The organism is Promicromonospora sp. NPDC060204 (assembly GCF_042728455.1).
Lineage (GTDB): Bacteria > Actinomycetota > Actinomycetes > Actinomycetales > Cellulomonadaceae > Promicromonospora.
The window spans coordinates 1-21,859 of record NZ_JBHWZO010000091.1 but is presented as its reverse complement, the minus strand read 5'-3'; the positions used below and the strand labels follow the sequence as shown (position 1 = coordinate 21,859).

General features: G+C 72.6%; 15 protein-coding genes. 8 read left to right on the top strand and 7 right to left on the bottom strand.

The window, feature by feature from the left end:
• Positions 1-162 precede the first annotated feature (162 nt).
• A complete protein-coding gene (locus ACFWEJ_RS13690) occupies positions 163-957 on the top strand; it encodes a tetratricopeptide repeat protein (RefSeq protein WP_377229748.1) in 795 nt (264 codons plus the stop codon).
• A gap of 16 nt (positions 958-973) precedes the next feature.
• Here ACFWEJ_RS13690 and poxB read toward each other — a convergent pair whose 3' ends face one another.
• Positions 974-2,707, bottom strand: coding sequence for a ubiquinone-dependent pyruvate dehydrogenase (gene poxB, locus ACFWEJ_RS13685; RefSeq protein WP_377229747.1), 1,734 nt, complete (start codon positions 2,705-2,707; stop codon positions 974-976).
• A 99-nt stretch (positions 2,708-2,806) separates the two neighbouring features.
• Here poxB and ACFWEJ_RS13680 point away from each other — a divergent pair, with 99 nt between their 5' ends.
• Together ACFWEJ_RS13680 and ACFWEJ_RS13675 are read left to right on the top strand one after the other, a co-directional pair.
• Positions 2,807-3,808 carry a squalene cyclase gene (locus ACFWEJ_RS13680; RefSeq protein WP_377229746.1) on the top strand — a complete coding sequence of 334 codons (1,002 nt, stop codon included), beginning with the start codon at positions 2,807-2,809 and terminating at the stop codon, positions 3,806-3,808.
• 179 nt (positions 3,809-3,987) lie between these two features.
• Entirely contained in the window at positions 3,988-6,762 is a 2,775-nt protein-coding gene (locus ACFWEJ_RS13675; RefSeq protein ID WP_377229745.1) for a hypothetical protein, read from the top strand.
• Between the two features lie 16 nt (positions 6,763-6,778).
• Here the strand turns inward: ACFWEJ_RS13675 and ACFWEJ_RS13670 are convergent, their stop codons facing one another.
• From ACFWEJ_RS13670 to ACFWEJ_RS13660, 3 genes are all read right to left on the bottom strand, one after another.
• The gene (locus tag ACFWEJ_RS13670; RefSeq protein ID WP_377229744.1) at positions 6,779-7,303 is read right to left on the bottom strand and encodes a 2'-5' RNA ligase family protein; all 525 of its coding nucleotides are present in this window, start codon (positions 7,301-7,303) and stop codon (positions 6,779-6,781) included.
• A 21-nt stretch (positions 7,304-7,324) separates the two neighbouring features.
• Positions 7,325-8,611 (bottom strand): MFS transporter, encoded by a 1,287-nt coding sequence (locus tag ACFWEJ_RS13665; RefSeq protein WP_377229743.1) that lies wholly within the window; start codon positions 8,609-8,611, stop codon positions 7,325-7,327.
• Positions 8,612-8,722: 111 nt separating this feature from the next.
• Positions 8,723-9,403, bottom strand: a complete 681-nt coding sequence (locus tag ACFWEJ_RS13660; RefSeq protein WP_377229742.1) for a TetR/AcrR family transcriptional regulator — start codon at positions 9,401-9,403, stop codon at positions 8,723-8,725.
• Positions 9,404-9,484: 81 nt separating this feature from the next.
• On the opposite strand from ACFWEJ_RS13660, the gene ACFWEJ_RS13655 reads away from it, so the two are divergent.
• Positions 9,485-12,592, top strand: a complete 3,108-nt coding sequence (locus ACFWEJ_RS13655; protein ID WP_377229741.1) for an alpha-mannosidase — start codon at positions 9,485-9,487, stop codon at positions 12,590-12,592.
• Positions 12,593-12,596: 4 nt separating this feature from the next.
• On the opposite strand, the gene ACFWEJ_RS13650 is transcribed toward ACFWEJ_RS13655, so the two are convergent.
• A complete protein-coding gene (locus ACFWEJ_RS13650) occupies positions 12,597-13,565 on the bottom strand; it encodes a LysR family transcriptional regulator (protein ID WP_377229740.1) in 969 nt (322 codons plus the stop codon).
• Between the two features lie 88 nt (positions 13,566-13,653).
• Between ACFWEJ_RS13650 and ACFWEJ_RS13645 the strand changes: the two genes are divergently transcribed.
• Positions 13,654-14,397, top strand: coding sequence for an SDR family oxidoreductase (locus tag ACFWEJ_RS13645; RefSeq protein ID WP_377229739.1), 744 nt, complete (start codon positions 13,654-13,656; stop codon positions 14,395-14,397).
• Here ACFWEJ_RS13645 and ACFWEJ_RS13640 read toward each other — a convergent pair.
• Together ACFWEJ_RS13640 and ACFWEJ_RS13635 are read right to left on the bottom strand one after the other, a co-directional pair.
• The gene (locus ACFWEJ_RS13640) at positions 14,394-15,524 is read right to left on the bottom strand and encodes a class I SAM-dependent methyltransferase (RefSeq protein ID WP_377229738.1); all 1,131 of its coding nucleotides are present in this window, start codon (positions 15,522-15,524) and stop codon (positions 14,394-14,396) included. The two genes, ACFWEJ_RS13645 and ACFWEJ_RS13640, sit on opposite strands and share 4 nt — an antisense overlap.
• A 103-nt stretch (positions 15,525-15,627) precedes the next feature.
• Complete coding sequence (locus tag ACFWEJ_RS13635; RefSeq protein ID WP_377229737.1) at positions 15,628-16,056, bottom strand: hypothetical protein; 429 nt, start codon at positions 16,054-16,056, stop codon at positions 15,628-15,630.
• A 294-nt stretch (positions 16,057-16,350) separates the two neighbouring features.
• On the opposite strand from ACFWEJ_RS13635, the gene ACFWEJ_RS13630 reads away from it, so the two are divergent.
• The 3 genes from ACFWEJ_RS13630 to ACFWEJ_RS13620 all read left to right on the top strand — a co-directional run bounded on the left by ACFWEJ_RS13630 (position 16,351) and on the right by ACFWEJ_RS13620 (position 21,761).
• The gene (locus ACFWEJ_RS13630; RefSeq protein WP_377229736.1) at positions 16,351-19,752 is read left to right on the top strand and encodes a CARDB domain-containing protein; all 3,402 of its coding nucleotides are present in this window, start codon (positions 16,351-16,353) and stop codon (positions 19,750-19,752) included.
• A 149-nt stretch (positions 19,753-19,901) separates the two neighbouring features.
• Entirely contained in the window at positions 19,902-20,354 is a 453-nt protein-coding gene (locus ACFWEJ_RS13625; protein ID WP_377229735.1) for a GNAT family N-acetyltransferase, read from the top strand.
• Between the two features lie 135 nt (positions 20,355-20,489).
• Positions 20,490-21,761: a DUF4190 domain-containing protein gene (locus tag ACFWEJ_RS13620; protein ID WP_377229734.1), complete on the top strand. Its 1,272-nt coding sequence runs from the start codon at positions 20,490-20,492 to the stop codon at positions 21,759-21,761.
• The last annotated feature ends 98 nt before the right edge of the window (positions 21,762-21,859 follow it).

The window sequence follows — 21,859 nt, the reverse complement described above, 5'->3', positions numbered from 1 at the left end:
TTGAGGCCCAGGTTTATTCGCTCTCGAGCGCTCCAAAGCGAAGAAACCTGGGCCTCAAAGGTGAGCTGCGTCAGGCCGATGGGCGGCAGCGTCCGTCGACGGCCGCCCGGTCGGCGGCCCCGCCCGGCTAGGCTCACCGGGGCTACGAGAGAGGCGACCCGGATGAGTTTCAGCGAGACCGCGCGCGCGGCGTTCCGGCGCGGGGACGACGACGCCGTCGCGCGCCTGGCGGACGACGAGGCCGCGCGGGCCCGCGCCGCCGACGACCTGCCCGCGCTCGTCGAGGCGCTCTACATGCGGTCCCGGCTCGCGATCCGCGGCGGCGACCTGACGGAGGCGGCGCGGATCGCCTCGGAGGCGCTCGCGGTCGCCGTCCGCACGGGCGACCGCAGCCTGGAGGAGCGCCCGCGGCACGTGCTGGCCGGCGTCACCCGCATGGCGGGCGACCTGCCGCGCGCCCGCGTGCTCTACCAGGAGAGCATCGAGCTCAACGAGGCCCTGGGCAACGACGACACCGTGACCTCCGAGCTGCACAACCTGGCGTTCACGGAGCTCAGCCTCGGCGAGACGGCCGCGGCCCGCGCGCGGTTCGCGACCAGCCGGTCCCGGATCGTAGGCGGCGGGTACCGCGACTTCGTCCCGTACGCGTACGTCGGGGCCGCCGCGACCGCCGTGGCCGACGACGACCTGGTCCGCGCGGCCCGCCTGCTCGGCCTGGCCCGGCGCGCGTTCGCCGACCTGGGCCAGGTCCCGGACCCGGACGACGCCGAGGAGCTCGCCGCCGTCGGGACGGCCGTCCGCGCCGCGCTCGGCACGGACCGGGCCGACGCCGAGCAGCGCGCCGGGGCCGGCCTGGACCCGTGGACCACCCTGGCGCTCGCGGTCGAGCACGGCACAGAACCGGGCACGAAACCGGCCACGAAACCGGCCACAGAACCGGGCACCACCCAGCTCTGAGCCGCCCGCCCGCCGCCTAGTCGAACAGCCGCCGGAACACGTTCGTGTCGGCGAGGTCGACCAGCTCGTCGCCCTTGCCGGACATGATCGTGCGGATCGCGTACAGCGTGAAGCCCTTGACCTGCTGGGCGCTGATCGCGGGCGGGATCGACAGCTCCTGCTGCGCGGTGACGACGTCGACGAGCGCCGGGCCGTCGTGCTCGAAGGCGGCGCGGAGGGCGCCCTCCAGGTCGTCGGGCTGCTCGACCCGCTGGCCGTGGATGCCCATGGCGTTCGCGACGTCCGCGAAGTTCGGGTTGTCGAGGTGGGTGCCGAAGTTCACGAACCCGGCGGCCTTCATCTCCACCTCGACGAAGTTCAGCGACGAGTTGTTGAACACCACGATCTTCACGGGCAGCTTGTTCTGCCGGATCGTCAGCAGCTCGCCCAGCAGCATCGCGAGCCCGCCGTCGCCCGCCAGCGCGACCACCTGGCGCCCCGGGAACGCGGACTGCGCGCCGATCGCGTGCGGCACGGCGTTGGCCATGGTCCCGTGGTTGAACGACCCGATGAGCCGGCGCCGGCCGTTCATCGTCAGGTACCGGGCGGCCCAGACCACGGGGGAGCCGACGTCGGGGATGAACACCGCGTCGTCGGTCGCCAGCTCGCTGACCAGCCGCGCGACGTACTGCGGGTGGATCGGCTCGCGGTTGCGGTCGTTGTCGGCCAGCTCGTCGAGGCTCTTGCGCGCCCGCGTGTAGTGCTTCAGCGAGGAGTCGAGGTGCCGGCGGTTGCTCTTGTCGTCGAGCCGCGGGAGCAGGGCTTCGATCGTGTCGCCGACGTCGCCCACCAGGCCCAGGTCGATCGGCGTGCGGCGGCCGAGCTGCTCGCCCCGCAGGTCGACCTGCACGATCTGCGCCTTGGACGGGTAGAACTGCTGGTACGGAAAGTCGGTGCCGAGCATGAGCAGGGCGTCGCAGCTCTCCATGGCCCGGTAGCCGGAGGCGAAGCCGAGCAGCCCCGTCATGCCGACGTCGTACGGGTTGTCGTACTCCAGGAACTCCTTGCCGCGCAGCGCGTGCACCACCGGCGCCTTGAGCTTCTCGGCGATCCGGACCACCTGCTCGTGGGCGCCCTCCGTGCCGGCGCCGCCCAGGATGGTCACCCTCTTCGCCTCGTTCAGGATCTGCGCCGCGATCCCCAGCTCGTGCTCGCCCGGGCGCACCACGGGCTGGGTCGCCCGGATCGGCGCCGACTTCTTGCGGCCCGCGCTCTCGGCGAGGAACACCTCGCCCGGCACGACGACGACGGCGACGCCGCGCCGCTCCACGGCGGTGCGCATCGCGATCTCGAGCACCCGCGGGAGCTGCTCGGGCATGCTCACCAGCTCGGTGTAGACGCTGCACTCGCGGAACAGCTCCTGCGGATGCGTCTCCTGGAAGTAGGTGCTGCCGATCTCGGCCCCGGGGATGTGCGCCGCGATCGCCAGCACGGGTACCCGGCTCCGGTTGGCGTCGTAGAGCCCGTTGATCAGGTGCAGGTTGCCGGGCCCGCAGCTCCCCGCGCACACCGCTAGCTCGCCGGTCAGGGCGGCCTCTGCGGCCGCCGCGAACGCCGCCGCCTCCTCGTGCCGCACGTGCTGCCAGGTCACCGTGTCGTTGCGCCGGATGGCGTCCGTGAACCCGTTCAGCGAGTCGCCCGGCAGGCCGTAGACCCGCTCGACCCCTGCGTCCTCGATGATCTCGACGATGGTCTCGGCAACGTTGGTCATGGCGCGAACGTATGCCGGGTCGAATCGGGTCGCAACGCCGGGCGGCAGGTCACCCGCACTTGCCTGGAACGTGCGACGGTCGCGCTCTAGTCTCGGCGTATGACCTCCTCCCGGGTGTCCGACGACGTGCTGGCGTGGCTGCTCGACAGCGACCCGGCGCTGCGCTGGCAGGTGGAGCGGGACCTGGCACGCGCCCCCGACGCCGTCTGGCGCGCCACCCGGGCCCGCGTGGCCACCGAGGGCCTCGGGGCCGGCCTGCTGGCCCGGCAGGACGACGCCGGGACGTGGGCCGGCGGGGCGTTCTTCCCCGCGGGCTTCGACTTCTCCGGACCGGAGGCCCAGCCCGGCGCCGGGCAGCCGTGGACGGCGACCACGTGGTCGCTCAACACGCTGCGCGAGTGGGGCCTGGACGCCGCGGTGCTGCACGACCGGGACACCGTGGCGCTGATCTCGGCCAACGCCCGCTGGGAGTACGACGACCTGCCCTACTGGGGCGGCGAGGTGGACGCCTGCATCAACGGGTTCACACTGGCCAACGGCGTGTGGCTCGGGGCCGACGTCCAGGGCATCGCCGACTGGTTCGTGGCGCACCAGATGGACGAGGGCGGCTGGAACTGCGAGTGGGTCGAGGGATCGGCCCGCGCCTCGGTCAGGTCCACGCTCAACTCCCTCAAGGGCCTGCTCGCCTACGAGGAGGCCACGGGTGGCACGGACGCCGTCCGCCAGGCGCAGGAGCGGGCCGAGGAGTACCTGCTGGAGCGGCACCTGATCCGGCGCCTGACCACGGGCGAGCCCGTCGCCGACTGGGTGTTCCGGCTCGCCTACCCGTTCCGGTCGTTCTACGACGTGCTCAGCGCCACCGACTACTTCCGCGCGGCCGCCGAGCTCCGCGGCACGCCGCCCGACGCGCGGGTCGCGGAGGCCGTCGAGCTGGTCCGCGCGCAGCGGCAGCCGGACGGCACCTGGCTGCAGGCGCGGCGCCACCCGGGCCGCGTGTGGTTCGAGGTCGACGTCGACGCGGGCCAGCCGTCGAAGTGGCTCACGTTCCACGCCGCGCGGGTGCTGGCCTGGTGGGACGACGCAGCCCACGGGAGCTGCTGAGGCGTCCCGGCCGGGCGCCTGATTCGATCACTATCGATCAGAATGTTGACCCTGCCGTGTGCCGCCGCCTACGTTCGGGCTGAGCAGAGCACGGGCGGGTCGTTCAAAACGATCATGAACGATCATCGCTGATCGTCGCCCCGTGTGCCCGGTCCAGTCAACGACGACGGAGAGTGCCCATGTCACGTCCCCACCGCCGCACGGCCAGATCCACCGCGGTCGCCGCGGTCCTCGTCCTCGCCGCGGGCAGCCTCCTGGCCCCCAGCGCGAGCGCGAGCGCACCGCGCGACGCGACCACGACGCCGTCGTCGGCCACGACGACCGCCCAGCCGGACCTGCCGGTGCTCCGCCTCGACGACCCGTCGATCGACTGGCGCGAGCTCCTGGTTGACGGCGACGACGTGGAGCGGCGCGCCGACGGCGACGCATTCAACACGTTCGGCGGGTTCGGCTCGGTGTCCTGCAACAACACCTCCAACCTGCTGCTCGACTACAAGGAGGAGCAGCCGGAGGCGTACTGGCGGATCATGCGGATGCTCTTCGACCCGGTCACGGGCGCGGGGCTCAAGCACATCAAGGTCGAGCTCGGCGCGGACAGCAACAGCTCGTCGGGGGCGGAGCCTGCTACGAAGCGCAGCGCCGACGAGCCCGCGAACGTGCTGCGCGGCGCGGGCTTCCACTTCATCGCGGACGCGCTGACGATCAACCCGGACATCGAGACCGAGGCGCTGCGCTGGGGCGAGCCGTCCTGGACCGGCAACGACCCGGTGAAGCGGTACCAGTGGTACAAGGAGACGATCGACGCCGCGTACGACACGTACGGGGTGGAGATCGACTGGATGAGCCCGTCGCAGAACGAGGTGCGCGGCGCGACCTATCAGGCCTCGGAGCTGGCGTGGACGGTCCGCTTCGCGCAGTGGCTGGAGCGGGACGCCGCGGCGCCGGACGCCCGGTACGACTACTCGCACATCAAGATCGTGGCGCTGGACTCCTACCGCGAGGGCGACGCCGTCGCGGCGCGGATCCTGGCCGACCCGGCGGCGCTGGAGCAGATCGACGCCCTGGCGTACCACTACGACATCGTGGGCGGGCCGAACGTCACGCGGCTGAACAAGGAGTTCGGCAAGGAGATCCTGTACTCCGAGGGCGTGGCCCCGATGATCGACCCGCAGTACCGGGTCGCGGCGGACCCGGCGCGCGGCGGCGTGGGCGGCACGGTCTCGGCCGCCGACATCGCGGACCGGTTCATCAACGCCTACCGCTGGAGCGGCGCCGGGAACGACCCCGCGCACATGACGACGTTCCTGTTCCAGCCCGCAGTCAGCGCCATGTACGAGGGCACGCAGTACTCGCCCAAGCACCTGGTGCGCGCCTCCGACCCGTGGTCCGGCTACTGGGAGGGCGACGTCGGCCTGGTCGCCGTGTGGCACTTCCACCAGTTCGTCGGCGACGGCTGGGAGTACGTCGAGGGCGCCACGGGCGGCGACGGCACCAAGGGCGACGGCGGCACGAACGTCGACACCTCCACCCGCACGGTCCTGACCGCCCGCACGCCCGCGGACGCCGACGGCGAGGCGCAGTGGTCGCAGGTGCACGCCAACAACACCCGCACCGACCGGTACTTCGAGGTCAAGGTCGCGGACCTGGGCCCCGCCGACCGGCCGCTGTACGCGTGGGAGACGCGCGGACCGGACGCCGGTGAGACCTACGACGCGAACTACTTCCAGAACACCGGCGTCTACGAGCCGGTCCGGACGGAGACGGTCGGCGGCGTCGAGCACGACGTCTACCGCGTGAAGGTGCCCGCGTACTCGATCGTCACGCTGTCGACGCTCGCGCACGGCGTGGGCGGGACGACGGAGTCGTACGCGCCGGGCGACTTCGCGCCCGACACCGAGGACACGATCCTGCCGCTGCCGTACCGCGACGACTTCGAGTACGCCGGGTACCCGGTGACGAAGGTCGGCGGCAAGAAGATGACCTACCTGGAGCGGCGCGGCGGCACCCCGCGGTACACGGCGGACCAGGACGGCGCCTTCGAGGTGGTCGACGCCGACGGGCGGCGCGGCCACGTGCTCCAGCAGCAGATCAACGCGGGCAACCGCGGGTTCACCTGGAACGTCTGGGGCAACGGGCGCCAGGACGTGCTCCAGACGGCGGCGCCGTCGACCGTGCTCGGCGACCACCGCTGGGCCGGCTACACCGCGGCGGTGGACTTCCGGCTCGACGCCGTGGACCGCGACGCGGCGCTGGAGAACTTCGCCGGGCTCGGCGTGCGCCAGGTCTACGCCCGCGGCGGCGACCAGGCCACCTACGCGGTCCGCGTGCACGAGGACGGCCGCTGGCAGCTCCGCAAGCTCGACCAGGTCGTGGCCTCGGGCACGGTCGCCGGGTTCGACGGTGCCCGGTGGCACCGGCTCGCGGTCGAGGCGCGCGGGAACGTCGTGACGGCGACCCTCGACGGCGACCGGCTCGCGCGGTGGACCGACGCCGCGGCCAACCCGGTGCTGACGGGCCGCATCGCCCTGACCAGCGGGTTCTACAACACGCAGTACGACAACCTCGCGGTCACCGCCGTGCCGGGGCACGCCTGGGCGTCGGAGAAGATCGACGACTCGGACGCGCGGCTGACCTACCCGGACGGCTTCACGTTCACCCAGGCGGGCTACGCCCACTTCAACCGGACGCAGCACGTCCTGAAGGTGGGGCAGTCGGTGGACGTGGCGTTCCGCGGCACCGGCCTGAACCTGTTCGGCGCCACGGCCGCCGCGACCCTGGAGGTGGCGGTGGACGGCGGCGCGCCCACGACCGTGCAGGTCGGGCCCGTGGGCACCCGCGAGACGTCGTACTGGCTGCGTGACCTGGCGAACCGGCAGCACACCGTGGAGGTCCGGGTGGTCAGCGGCACGTTCACGCTCGACGGCGTCGACGTGCTGACCCCGGGACGTTCGTGACCGCCTGGGCTGTCGCTCAGGGGACATGCCTCAGCGGGTACGCGATCCCGGTCCCGGCGTCCACCAGGGCGGCCCGGTTCAGCGTGCCGGTGAGCGGCACGATCTCGTAGACCGCCTCCAGCACCAGCGGCGTCTGGTCGAGCCGGGCGCGGGTGGCCACGGTGACGTGCGGCGTCCAGACGCCGGGCACGTAGTGCTTGTGCAGCTCCTCGTCGGTCGCGCCGAGCGCCTCGACCACCCGCTCCTGGCGGGCCGCGAGCGCGCTCGTCACCGCCGGGACCAGGCTCATCCGGCCCCGGCGGAACGCGGCGACGGCGTCGAACCGCACGGTGGTGGGGCCGGCGTCGGGCAGGGCCTCCATGGCGGCGCGCACCTTGTCCAGGTCCCAGGAGCGCAGCACCGCCAGGGAGAGGTGCGGCACGTGCCGGCGGTGGGTGTGGCTCGCGAGCGTGGGCACGCCCTGGTCCTCGAGTCGCTGCCACAGCCGTCGCAGGACCCGCTCGGTGGGCCTGTCGAAGAGCAGGCAGACGGCCAGCGCCACGAGGACAGCCTAGGACGGCGCCTACCGCACCTGCTTGACCCGGGTGACGCTGATCGCGCCCAGGACGCCGAGGAAGGCGCCGGTGAGGAAGAGACCCGGATAGCCGAACGCGGCGATCAGGCCGGGCGCAGCGACCGGGATCAACGACTGGGGGAGCGACTGCGCGAGGTTGGCCACGCCCAGGTCCTTGCCCGCGGTGTCCGAGCTGGGCAGCACGTCCGCGATGAGGGCCAGCTCGACGGCGAAGAACGCGCCCAGACCCGCGCCGAGCACCAGCTCGCCGAGGAACACCACCTCGATCGACGGCGCCAGCGCGATCACCGTGAGCCCGACGATGGCGATCGCCGCGGAGATGATCACGAACGGCTTGCGGCGCCGGAGCCGGTCGGAGAGCCAGCCGAGCAGGGGCGCGACCAGGACGATGCCGACCGCGTTGGCGAGGATCGCCTGGAAGACCAGCGTGGGTGCCTCGGCGTCGGACACCCCGAACTGCGCGATGAGGAAGTAGGTGAGGTAGCTGGTCGCGGTGAACTGCGTGGTGGTCAGGAAGAACCGGGTGAGCCACGCCCAGCCGAAGTCCGGGTTCTTGCGCGGGTCGAAGACGAACGAGCCGAGCAGGGCCCGCAGGCCGAAGGGCTCCCGGGTGCGCTCCGTGCGCACCCGGTCCTTGACGGGCGCCACCATGACGACCATCAGCACCACGCCGATCAGGCTGGGCACCAGGTACTGCATCAGCCCGGCCGGGAAGAGCTGCACGAGGAACGTCGCGGCGACGCCGCCCACGTTCTGCGCCAGGCTGATGAACGACGCCACCCGTCCGCGCCGCTCGGGACCGACCTGGTCCGGGAGCATGGCCACGAGCGCGGCGAGCGCGAAGTTCAGGCCGACCTGCGCGATGCTCCAGCCCACGAGCACCAGCGGCACGTTCGGGGCGAAGGCGATGATGACGATCCCGGCGTAGCCGACGGCGGCACCCGAGAAGATCCACGGCTTGCGCATGCCGAGGCGGCTGGTCGTCCGGTCCGAGAACCGTCCCGCCAGGGGGTTGGCGATCAGCGAGAAGACCGCGCCGACGCCGAGGATCAGGCCGAGGTCGGCGGCGGAGTTGTCCAGGTCCAGCTCGCGCAGCCGCAGCGCGATGGTGATGACGAGCGGCGGGACGAGGGCGATCGAGAATCCGAGGATCGCCAGCGGGATCGCGACCTGGGGATAGCGCGAGCGCAGTGTCCCGGCGGACGCCGGGGTCGGGGGAGCGGCGACGGCCGTCGGGCCGGCGTCGGTGGGCACGGGATGGGGGTTCTCGTCCACGTCGACTTCTCTCTGCGAGCATTCCGGGCTGCGGTGCCCGGGCAGGAGTCAACGTAACACCAAAAAGTTCCGCGTGGAACTTTTTGGTGACTCGCCTCTCGTCGCCCGCCCCTACCCCTCTGCCGGCCCCGCTGCCGGCCTCAGCAGCTCCTCCAGGAGTCTCATCCCCTCGAGCATGTCCACGTCCGGGTCGAGCAGCCACTGTGTCGAGAGCCCGTCCATGGCGGCGATCACCAGGGAGGCCGCCACCTGCGGCGAGATGTCGGACCGCACGGTGCCGGCGGCCTGCGCGACGCGCAGGATCGCCAGCGCCTCGTCGCGCAGCGACCGGTAGCGCTCGACGAAGAACGTGCGGGAGTGCTCGTTGTCGGACTCCAGCGCACGGGCCACCATGCTGTGCCGCAGCGCCATGAGGCCCGGCGTCCGCCGGGCGTAGGCCTCCAGGTGCGCGGTGAAGTCGGTCGGCGCGGCGCCGCTCTCGCGGGCGTCGGCCAGGGCCTGGCGGTCCTTCTCGCGGAGCACCTCGAGGAAGAGCTCCTCGCGGGTGTCGAAGTACCGGCGCAGGGCGGCGTGGCTCACGCCGATCGCCTCGCCGATGGCGCGCAGGCTGGTGCCCTCGGACCCCAGCTCGGCGAACACCCCGATGGTGCGGTCGAGGATCTGCTGCCGGCGCAGGATCCCCTTCGGATACCTGCCGCGCGGTCGTGACCGGCCCTCCGGCCCCGTGCTCTCCAGCCCCGTGCTGCCCGGCCCCGTGCCCTCCGGGGCCTCGGCGCGCTCGCTCTGCGACACGTCCCACCTCCTGTTGCTCGCCGGACCTCAACCTATCAGCGCGAAAAGTTCCACGTGGAGCTTTTCTGTTACGGTGCCCTCATGAACGACAACGCCGTCCAGGTCGAGCACCGGGTCAACAACACGGTCCGCGACCTCCTCGTCCCCGCCCTCTTCCCGCGCAGGGCGCCCGTCCGCGTCACGGCCTGGGAGGTGCCCGACGAGCCCGTACCCTTCGCGGAGGCCGTGGCGCACGAGTTCACGCCGTTCGAGGTGGGCCAGGCTTGGAGCAAGCCCTGGGGGACCACGTGGTTCCACGTCACGGGCTCCGTCCCGGACGGCTGGGGGCGGGCGGGCACGACCGTGCAGCTCTTCGTCGACCTCGGCTTCTCGCGCCTGATGCCCGCCTTCCAGGCGGAGGGCCTGCTGTACCGGCCGGACGGCTCGATCATCAAGGGCGTCGAGCCGTTCAACCACGTCGTGGACGTCGACGGCGACGCGGTGGACGTCTTCGTGGAGGCGGCGTCCAACCCGAACATGCTGGAGCACTTCTTCGCCTCGGCCCCGCCCACCCCGGCGGCGGGGATGGCGGCGGCGCTCCCGGGGACCTTCCTGCCCGCCGGCACCTCGCGCATCGCGCGCCTGGGCCACAAGGCGACGGCCGGTACCGAGCCCGTCTACACGCTGCGCGACGTCACGCTCGTCGAGCGCGACCTCGACGTGGACGCGCTGCTGAGCGACATCACCGCGCTCGTCGGCCTCGTGCGCGAGCTCGACGCGGGCCTCCCGCGCCGGGCCGAGATCCTGGCCGCGCTGGACCGGGCGTGCGACGCGATCGACCCGGACGACGTCACGACGACCGTCGCGGCCGCCCGGAGCGAGCTCGCGGGCGTGCTCGCCGCCCCCGCCCACGCGACCGCCCACTCGATCGTCGCCGTCGGCCACGCGCACCTCGACTCCGCCTGGCTGTGGCCCACGCGGGAGACCGTGCGCAAGGCCGCCCGCACGTTCTCCAACGTGCTCGACCTGATGGACGCCGACCCCGACTTCGTCTTCGCCTGCTCCAGCGCGCAGCAGCTCGCGTGGGTCAAGGAGTACTACCCCCAGCTCTTCGAGCGCATCCGGGCCCGGGTCGCCGAGGGCCGGTTCGTCCCCGTGGGCGGCATGTGGGTCGAGAGCGACACGAACCTGCCCGGCGGCGAGGCGCTGGTGCGCCAGTTCCTGCACGGGCAGGGGTTCTTCCTCCGCGAGTTCGGGACGCTCTCGCGGGAGGCCTGGCTGCCCGACTCCTTCGGGTTCACCGCGGCCTTCCCCCAGATCGCGCGCTCGGCCGGCACCGACAGCTTCCTCACCCAGAAGATGTCCTGGAACGACACCAACCGGATGCCGCACCACACCTTCCTCTGGGAGGGCCTGGACGGCACCCGGCTCTTCACGCACTTCCCGCCGAACGACACCTACGGCTCGGACCTCGGCGCCGCCGACCTCGCCAAGGCGCAGCGGCAGCACGCCGAGAAGGCGACGTCGAACACGTCGGTCACCCTGTTCGGCTGGTCCGACGGCGGCGGCGGGCCCACCCGCGAGATGATCGCCGCCGCGCGCCGCACCCGGGACCTGGAGGGCTCCCCGCGGGTGACGCTCGGCGCGCCGGCCGACTTCTTCGCGGCGGCCAAGGAGAACCTGCCGCACCCCGCCGTCTGGACGGGCGAGATGTACCTGGAGACCCACCGCGGCACCTACACCTCCCAGGCCCGGACCAAGCTCGGCAACCGGCGCAGCGAGCACCTGCTGCGCGAGGCCGAGCTGTGGAGCGCGACGGCCGCCGTCCGCGGCCTGCTCGACTACCCCTACGAGCGGCTCGACACGATCTGGCACACGGTGCTGCTCCAGCAGTTCCACGACATCCTCCCCGGCTCGGCGATCGCATGGGTCCACGAGGAGGCCGAGGAGGCCTACCGGCGGATCGGCGAGGAGCTGGAGGGCATCATCGCGACCGCCCAGCGGGCGCTCGCCGGCGACGGGGGAGCCACCGTCGTCTTCAATGCGGCGCCGTTCGCCCACGGGGACGTGCCGGCGCTGGGCGCCGCGGTCCTCGCCCCGCGGGATCCGGGCGCGGGCCCGACGCCGGACGGCCCGACGTCGGACGTGACCCCGGCCGCCGTCCCCGGCGGCTACCGCCTCGACAACGGCCGCCTCTCCGCGCGCTTCGACGCCGCGGGCCTCCTGGTCTCCCTGGTCGACCTGGCGTCGGGCCGCGACGTCGTCCCCGAGGGCGAGCAGGCCGGGTTGCTGCAGGTCTTCCGGGACCGCCCCAACATGTTCGAGGCGTGGGACATCGACCGCTCCTATGCCAACGCCGTCACCGAGCTCCGCACGCCGGACGCCGTCGAGGTCGCCGGCGACGCCCTGACGGTGACGCACACCCACGGCGGCTCCACGATCGTCCAGCGCTTCCGGCTCGCCGCCGGCGCCGCGGAGCTGCAGGTCGAGACGGAGGTCGACTGGCACGAGCAGGAGAAGCTGCTCAAGCTCGCCTTCCCCGTGGACGTGCGCGCCGACGACTTCGCCTCCGAGATCCAGTTCGGGCACGTCATGCGGCCGACCTTCGCGAACACGTCCTGGGACGTCGCGCGGTTCGAGACCGTCGCCCACCGGTGGGTGCACGTCGGCGAGCCGGGGTTCGGGGTGGTCGTGGCCAACGCGTCCACGTACGGGCACGACGTGACCCGCTCCACGCGCGCCGACGGCGGCACGACGACCCTGGTCCGGCAGTCGCTGCTGCGCGCGCCGAAGTTCCCGGACCCCGAGGCCGACCAGGGGTCCCACGTCTTCCGGACCACGATCGGCCCGGCCGCGACGGTGCTCGACGCCGCGGCCGCCGGCTACCGGCTCAACCTCCCGGCCCGCCGTGTGCAGGGTGACCCGGACGCCGCCGTCGACCCGATCGTGACGGTCTCGGCCCCGTCCGTCCTGGTCGAGTCGGTGAAGCTCGCCGAGGACCGGTCGGGCGACCTCGTCGTCCGGCTGTACGAGGCGCAGGGCGCGCGGACCGCGGTCACCCTCGGGCTCGGCACGCCCTTCTCGACGGCGTGGCGCACCGACCTCCTGGAGCGCGACCTCGGCGAGCAGACCTGGGCGGGCGGGGAACCGATCGGCCTGGAGCTGCGCCCGTTCCAGATCGCGACCGTCCGCGTGCGGACGACGTCCTGACCGGTCAGGCCACGGGGGCCAGCGGGGCCGGAGCCGGCGAGGCGGGAGCCGGCGGGACGGGAGCCGGCCGGTCGGCCGGCCCCGCACCCAGGGCCTCCGTGGCCGCGTCGCGGAAGGCGTCGCCGAACGCGTCCGGGCCCGTGCGGTAGGCCGCGACCACCTGGACGGTCTCGGCCCCGACGACGGGGACCGTGGTCACGCCGGGCCAGAGGGCGAGCCGGCGGTCCCCCTCCGGGAGGATCGCCACGGCCTCGCCGGCGGCGACCAGCTCCAGCTTGTCCTCGAAGGTCTCGACCGTCGAGGGGGCGAGCGGGACGGGCGCGCCGCCGCCGTCCTCCAGCCGCCAGAACGAGGTCCAGGCCTCGTCCGTGGCGCCGCACGAGACACGGGCCTCGCCGTCGAGCTCGCCGGGCGTGACGCTCGTGCGTCCGGCGAGCGGGTGGGCGGTCGAGACGGCGAGCACCCGGCGCTCCCGGTAGAGGGGGACCACGCGGAGGCTCTCGGCGGGCAGCGGGAGGCGGGCGATCAGCCCGTCGACCGCGCGGTCACGCAGGGCCTGCGCTGCGCTCGCCTCCTCCAGGTGCCGGGTGCGGACCAGGGCGCCGGGCAGGCGGGCGCGCAGCGCCCGGGCCACGTCCCCGACGTCGGTGCCGCCCGTGTGCCCGAGGGTGAACGTCCGGGACGTGCCCGCCTCCCGGGCCACGGCCGCCGCCCGCCGGGCCTGACCCAGCAGGGCGCGCGCGTGCGGAAGGAAGGCGGTCCCGGCCGCGGTGAGCACGCTGCCGTGCGGCGTGCGGTCGAGCAGACGGGCCCCGAGCTGGTGCTCCAGCCGCTGGATCTGGCGGCTCAGCGAGGGCTGCGCGAGGTGGAGCGCGTCGGCCGCGCGGCCGAAGCCGGCGTGCTCGGCGACGGCGACGAAGTACCGGATCAGCCGCAGGTCCAGATCCAGGTCCAGGTTCTCGTCGACCGTCATGATGTCAGTCTATGACATGCAGTTCGGCTATGGCCGGGTGCGCAACAGGTCTTGGACCGCGTGCCGGTCGTGGCCGTTGACTGGAGCCATGAGCGAGTACGCAGACAAGAAGATCGTCATCACCGGCGGTAGCACCGGGTTCGGCCTGGAGACGGCGCGGCTGCTGACCGCACGCGGCGCGCGGGTGCTGATCACCGGCCGGGACCAGGGCGCCCTCGACGCCGCGCGGGCCGAGCTCGGCGACCGCGCGGTCGCGGTGCGCAGCGACGCCTCGTCCCTCGCGGACATCGACGCGCTGACCGACCGGGTGCGCGCCGAGTTCGGCACCATCGACGGGCTCTTCGCCAACGCGGGCATCAACGGCTTCGCGCCCTTCGAGGCCACGCAGGAGGGCATGTTCGACGAGCTGTTCGCGATCAACACCAAGGGCCCGTACTTCACCGCGCAGAAGCTCGCGCCGCTGATCGCCCCGGGTGGCGGCGTCGTGCTGACCACTTCCGTCGCCAACGCGCTCGGGCTGCCGATGCTCAGCACCTACGGGGCCACGAAGGCCGCCGTGCGGTCGTTCGCGCGGAGCCTGGCCCGCGAGCTGCTGCCCCGCGGCATCCGCGTCAACGCCGTGAGCCCCGGGCCGATCGACTCGGGCATCCTGGCCAAGTCGATGCCGCCGGAGGCGGTCGAGCAGACCAAGGCCCAGATGGCGGGGGAGAACCCCATGGGGCGCCTCGGCACGGTGGACGAGATCGCCCGGGCGGTGGCGTTCCTGCTGTTCGAGGCCACCTACACCACGGGGGCCGAGCTGGTGGTGGACGGCGGCGGATCCCAGCTCTAGGACGTCCCCGCCTCCTTCATCCGGTAGAACCGGAAGAGGCCGAAGTCCTCGATCGGCAGCACCTCGAACTCGCTGAACCCGGCGGCCGCGCCGTACTCCCGCAGCAGGGAGGGCCGCAGCACCGTCCCCGTGGCGGCGCTCGGCCGGCTGGAGCGGCCGTCGGGTAGGCAGATGAAGATGCTGTACCCGTACATCAGGCGCTCGACGTCGTCGCCGTCCGGCGCGAACGTCTCGGCCACGGCCTCGTCCATCACGATGAGCGGGGCACCCGGCGCGAGGGACTGCCGGACGGCGGCGAGCACCTCGACCGGCCGCGGCATGTCGTGGACGCACTCGAAGGCGAAGGCCGCGTCGTACCCGCCCTCCGGCAGGTGGGCTGCGTCGCCGTGGGAGAAGCGGACCCGGTCGCCGACGCCGGCGGCGCGCGCGTTCTCGGTGGCCATCGCCACCGACGGCGCGTCGATGTCGATGCCGTGGACCGCCGCGCCGGGGTAGGCCCGGCCGAGCGCGATGCTCGACCAGCCGCCGCCGGAGCCGACGTCGAGCACCTGGGCGCCGGGCCGCCCGAGCCGTTCGTGCAGGTCGGCGACGCCGGCGAGCGCGTCGGCCAGCCGATGCTCGAACCACGGCCGGTTCATGTCGGACTGCCCCTCGCGCGCGTCGTCGCCGAGGTCGTCCCAGCTCACGCCGCCGCCGGTGCGGTAGGCGTCCAGCAGCTGGGGGAGCGCGCCGCCGACCGCGCCGAACATCCGGGCGACGGGAGCGAGCAGGTCGAGGTGGTGCGGGTTGGTCAGGATCTCCGCGGTGCCCGGCGGGATGCTGAAGACCCGCGCGTCGGGGGCGCCGTCCGAGTCGAGGCGCAGCAGGCCGGTGACGGTCTGCTGCTCCAGCCACTCGCGGGCGTAACGGGCGTCCGTGCCGGTGCGCTCGGCGAGCTGGGGCGCGGTCGCGGGGCCGTCGTCGGCCAGGGAGCGGTACCAGCCGAGGCGATCGCCGAGGAAGGCCGACAGCAGGTCCACCGTGCCGAGGACGGCGCCGAAGAGACGCTCGGACACGGCGGCGGCCTCGGCGGAGGCGGGGTCCGTCGGTGCCGGGTCGGTCGGCGCTGTGTTGGTGCTGGGATCCATCTCTCCACCGTCCGCCTGTCGCGTGCGGCGCACCACCGCGGGGGTGGGGGATTTTCGCCTGGCGGGGTCCCGGCACCCGCCGGTCAAGCCCGGGCGTCCAGCCCTACAAGTCCGCCGCACCGCGATAGTGCGCGTGCGCCCGCGCGCGTAGTTCCGGCGTCGCCGTCGCGCGGAGCGCGTCGAAGTACTCGCGCAGCGGCTGGCCGGTCTCGATCCAGCGCAGCTCCGCCTTGGACACGTAGTCGCCGCAGCCGGTGCAGAACGAGCGGTCGCCGTAGAGGAACGGGTTGGCCAGGTAGCTGCGGACGATCTCCTCGGGCATGCCCGTGCCCGCCCCGCAGACCTGGTGGCGGTAGGCCTGGGGAACGCCGTCGAGCGAGCCCTCGTACCGGGCGTCGGGCGTCAGGGTCACGTGCTCCTTCTGCTGGCCGTCCCGGCGGCGCCGCTGGTGCCACCACGAGTGGAGGCGGAGCGTGGCCCGCGAGACGGCCCGGTGACAGAACGGGCAGGTGAGGCGTGCGGCGTCGGACATGCGGGCCATGATGCCAGCGCTTCCGGGTGGCTCCGGACCCTTGACGTCCCAGGTTTCGCCCTCGTAATATCCGAACCGCAAGACTGCAAGAACTTGACAGACAACGAGCACAAAGCAGTGCACGTACTGCAACTCTGCACTCTCGCCCCCGGCACGCAGCCCCTCTCGGGCTGCCTCGGTGGCGCCGACCCGACCCACCCAGGACGTCGACGCGCACCGGCCCGGTCGCGCCGACGTCGGGCGCCGTTGCCCAGGGTGGCCGAGCCCGCCACCGGCGGGAGAACGAGGACGTTCATGAGAATCCCCTGGAAGCACACGGTCGTGACGGGCGCCGCGCTGGCGCTCGTCGCACCGCTCGGCCTGGCCGTCGTCGCGCACGCCGCGGACGCCACCAACCTCGCCCTCGGCAAGCCGATCACGGCGTCGTCCGTGACGCAGACCTACGTCGCGGGCAACGCCAACGACGGGAACACCGCCTCCTACTGGGAGGGCGCGGGCGGGCAGTACCCGGCGCACCTCACGGTCGACCTCGGGCAGGACTCCGACGTCGAGCGCGTCGTCGTCAAGCTCCCGCCGCCCGCCGCGTGGTCCCCGCGCACCCAGACGTTCAGCGTGCTCGGCCGGTCCGACGGCGAGTCGTCGTACCGGACGCTCAAGGCCTCCGCGGCGTACGCCTTCGACCCGGCGAGCGGCAACACGGTCGAGATCCCGCTCGACGCCGAGGCCGACGAGGTGCGCCTCGCGTTCAGCGCCAACACCGGCGCGGGCAACGGCCAGGTCTCCGAGCTCCAGGTCTGGGGCACGCCTACCGGCGGCGGCGACCCGACCGACCCGCCGGACCCGACCGATCCCACCGACCCGACCGGCACCAACTACGCGCTGAACCGTCCGGCGGCGGCGTCGTCGACCGAGTGGACGTACGTCGCGGCGAACGCCGTGGACGGGCAGACCGGCACGTACTGGGAGGGTGCCGGCGGGCAGTACCCGTCGACGCTCGACGTCTCGCTGGCCGCGCCCACGCAGGTCAGCAGCGTGCGCGTCCGCGTCAACCCGGACGCCGCCTGGGGCGCGCGCACGCAGACCTTCTCGGTCTGGGGGCGCTCGGGAACGGGCGCGTGGCAGGAGATCAAGGCGTCCGCCGGGTACGCGTTCGCGCCCGGGAGCGGCAACCTCGTGGACATCCCGGTCACCGGCACCGTCACGGACGTGCGCCTGCGCTTCACGGCCAACACGGGGGCGGGCAACGGACAGGTCGCCGAGGTCGAGGTCTACGGCGCCCCGGCACCCAACCCGAACCTCACGGTCACGGCGGTGACGGCGTCCCCGGCGTCGCCCACCGCGACCACGCCCCTGACGCTCACGGCGACCGTGAAGAACACGGGCGACCGGGCCTCGGCGGCCACGACGCTGGACGGGAAGCTCGGCGGCAGCACGGCCGGCTCGGCGAACGTCGCCGCGCTCCAGCCCGGCGCGACCGCCCAGGTGCAGGTCGCGGCCGGCACCAAGCCTGCCGGTGAGTACACGGTCGGCGCTGTCGTCGACCCCGGCAACACGGTGGCCGAGCAGGACGAGACCGACAACGCCTTCACGGCCACGGCGAAGCTCGTCGTCGGCGAGGCGCCCGGGCCCGACCTGGAGGTCGTCTCGGTTACCTCCAACCCGGCCAACCCCGCCGTCGGCGCGGCGGTGACCTTCTCCGTCCAGGTGCGCAACCGGGGCAACCAGGCGGTCGCGGCCGGCTCGGTGACCCGCGTGGTGGCGGGTTCGACCACCCTGAACGGCACGACGCCGGCCGTCCCGGCGGGCGGCACCGTCACCGTCACCCCGTCCGCGACGTGGACGGCGACCAACGGGGGCGTCACGGTGACCGCCACGGCCGACGCCACCGACGTCGTCGACGAGACGAACGAGGACAACAACACCGGCACGCTCGCGGTGACCGTGGGCCGCGGCGCCGCCGTGCCGTACACCACCTACGAGGCCGAGGCCGGCCAGTACACGGGCGCGCTGCTGCAGACCGACCCGCTGCGCACGTTCGGGCACGCCAACTTCGCGACCGAGTCGTCGGGCCGCGAGTCGGTGCGGCTGAACAGCACCGGCCAGTACGTGCAGTTCACGTCCACCAACCAGACCAACTCGATCGTCGTCCGCAACTCGATCCCCGACGCCGCAGGCGGCGGGGGACAGGAGAAGACGATCAGCCTCTACGCGGACGGCCAGTTCGTGCAGAAGCTGACGCTCTCCTCGAAGCACTCCTGGCTGTACGGGACGACCGACCAGCCCGAGGGCCTCGTCAACACCCCGGGCGGCGACGCGCGCCGCCTCTTCGACGAGTCGCACGCGCTGCTCAGCCGGTCCTTCCCGGCGGGCACGGTGTTCAAGCTCCAGCGCGACGCCGGGGACGACGCCGCGTTCTACATCATCGACCTGGTCGAGCTCGAGCAGGTGGCGCCGGCCACCTCGAAGCCCGCGCAGTGCACGTCGATCACCGAGTACGGCGCGGTCCCGAATGACGGGCTCGAGGACACGGCCGCCATCCAGGCCGCCGTCACCGCGAACCAGGAGGGCGAGATCGACTGCGTGTGGATCCCGGCGGGCCAGTGGCGCCAGGAGAAGAAGATCCTCACCGACGACCCGCTCAACCGCGGCACGCACAACCAGGTGGGCATCAGCGACGTCACGATCCGCGGCGCGGGCATGTGGCACTCGCAGCTCTACAGCCTCATCAAGCCGCACCTCGCGCCGGGCGTCATCAACCACCCGCACGAGGGCAACTTCGGGTTCGACATCGACGACAACGTCCAGATCTCCGACATCGCGATCTTCGGCTCCGGCGACATCCGCGGCAACAACGGCCAGGAGGAGGGCGGCGTCGGCCTCAACGGGCGCTTCGGGCAGAACACCAAGATCACCAACGTGTGGATCGAGCACGCCAACGTCGGCGTGTGGGTGGGTCGCGACTACACCAACATCCCCGAGCTGTGGGGGCCGGGCGACGGCGTCGAGTTCTCCGGCATGCGCATCCGCAACACCTACGCGGACGGCATCAACTTCAGCAACGGCACGCGCAACTCGCTCGTGTTCAACTCGTCGTTCCGCAACACCGGCGACGACGCGCTGGCCGTCTGGGCCAACCCGTACGTCAAGGACCGCAACGTCGACATCGGCCACGACAACGCGTTCCGCAACAACACCGTCCAGCTTCCGTGGCGCGCGAACGGAATCGCCATCTACGGCGGCTACGACAACTCCATCGAGAACAACCTGGTCTACGACACGATGAACTACCCCGGCATCATGCTGGCGACGGACCACGACCCCCTGCCGTTCTCGGGGACCACGCTCATCGCCAACAACGGCCTGTACCGCACGGGTGGGGCGTTCTGGAACGAGGACCAGGAGTTCGGGGCGATCACGATCTTCCCGCAGACCCACGACATCACCGGGGTCACCATCCGCGACACGGACATCGTCGACTCCACGTACGACGGCATCCAGTTCAAGAACGGCGGCGGCAACATGCCCGACGTCCGGATCACGAACGTGCGGATCGACCGGTCGAACAACGGGTCCGGGATCCTCGCGATGGGCGGCGCCCGCGGCAACGCGATCCTGTCGAACGTGACCGTCACCAACTCCGGTGAGGGGGACGTCGAGAAGGAGCCGGGTTCGCAGTTCGTGTTCACCGGGCAGTAGGTCACTGCTCCGAGCAAGCAAGCGAGCGAGCAAGGACGACGACGGCGGGGTGTCGGCACGTGGTGCCGGCGCCCCGCCCTGGCCTGTCGGCCGGGGGTGTCAGTGGCTCCGCGTACCTTCGGAACCACGATGCAGCGACGGGAGGAACCATGGTGCTGCGACTCGAGGAACTGAGCGTCGACAATCTCGGCGACGTCCTGCGCCTGCCGCCGCAGGCCGGTGACGACGAGCCGGTCGCTCCCACGGTCTGGTCGGTCGCCGAGGCGTACGTCCATCCGACCGCCTGGCCCCGGGCGGTGACCGACGACGGAGTGGTCGTCGGCTTCGTCATGGCCAACTGGAGCCCCGAGGAGCCGGAGCCGGCCTTCCGTGCGGGCATCTGGCGGCTGAACGTCGCGACGGCGGCCCGCGGGCGCGGCGTCGGGCGGTTCGCCGTCGAGCAGGTCGCCGCGGAGGCGCGACGCCGCGGCGTGGAGCGGATCACGGTGCTGTGGGACGCGACCCACGCCAGGAGCCCCGAGCAGTTCTACCTGCGGTGCGGGTTCCGGCCCACGGGTGAGCTGCTGGGCGAGGTGGTCGGGGAGCTCGACGTGGGGACGTGAGGCGGGCTGTGAGCCGACCGGGGTTTTCACCCGGTCGCTCGGTCTTGGCGGGGCTTTTTCCGACATTTGTCCGGGCTTGACCCATACGATGTTGAGCCAGAGAGGGCGCCGGTCGCTCCGACGGGGCGGGTGCCGGTGACAGACGTGCGACGCGGCGACGGGGGTACACGGGTGGACGAGCGGGAGTCGGAAGAGACTCAGGACCTGCGGTTCACCGCGCCGGATCCTCCGATCGGGGACACGCGGCCGATGGCGCCGCCGTCGTCCGCCGCCACCGGGCCCACCCCGCCGTCCGTGGTGCCGCGACCGTACGAGTCGTACCCGCAGGGGTCCTACCCGCAGTCGCCCCACCAACAGGCGCAGTACCCGCAGGCGCCCTATCCGCAGGCCCCGTACGTGCAGTCGCCGTATCCGCAGGCGCCGTACTCGCAGGTGCCGGGCGCGCCCGGCACCGGTCCGGGTGCGCCGACCAACCCGCAGGCGACGGCGAGCCTCGTGCTGGGCATCTCGTCGCTGTTCCTCAGCCTGCTGTTCGTGCCCTCGATCCTCGGCGTGGTGCTCGGGATCGTGGGGGTCGCGCGCTCGCGCCGCACCGACCCGCCGGTCGGGCGGGGCGCGGCGATCACCGGCATCGTGCTCTCGCTGGCCGGAGCGGTGCTCGGCGTGTTCGCCGCGGCGGCCGTGACGGACTTCGTGTCCGACACGGCGCGGACGATCGTCGAGGAGAGCGCCACCACGCCGCCGGACGAGGAGGACGGCGCCACGACCCCCGACCTGGAGGAGTTCGTCCGGCTCGACGCTGCGCAGTGGGCGGCCGTCGCGGACAACCCCGACGAGGCCGAGGGGCGGGCCGTCGTGCTGTACGCCGTGGTCGTGCAGTTCGACAACAGCACGGGTCCGGACCGGTTCCTGGCCGGCGCGGGCGTGAACCAGCCGGGCGCCGAGTACGAGCTGGAGACCAAGGCCGTCTTCATCGGCGAGGAGGCCCTGCTCGACGGCGTGGAGTCCGGCGACGTGCTGAAGATCCATGCCGTGGTGCAGGGGGGCTTCACCTACGAGAACCAGATCGGTGGCGTCTCGACGGTGCCTGCGCTGAACGTCGCGAAGCTCGAAGACGTGGGTATGGCCGACCTGAGCAAGGACGTCGAGCTCGGGGCGATCGACCCCATGGCACCCGGTATCAACCGGGTTCCGGTCACCGTGACGAACAGCGGCACGCGGACGTTCGACTACTTCGTCGACGTGGTCGTCGAGAGCAAGGACGGCAAGACGACGTACGACACGAGCACGGCCGTGGTCGAGGGCGTCAAGCCCGGACGGACGGCCGAGACGACCGTCGACTTCTTCGTGGACCTCCCCGCGGACGCCGTCGTCCGGGTCGAGCTGGTGGAGCGCTACCCCGAGTAGCGGGCCCCGCCTGGACGACGCCCGGCCCGGCCGCTACCCCGCTACCCCGCTGGCACGCGCGCCGCGCCGCCGGCCGCCCTGCTCAGGGGCGCCGGCGG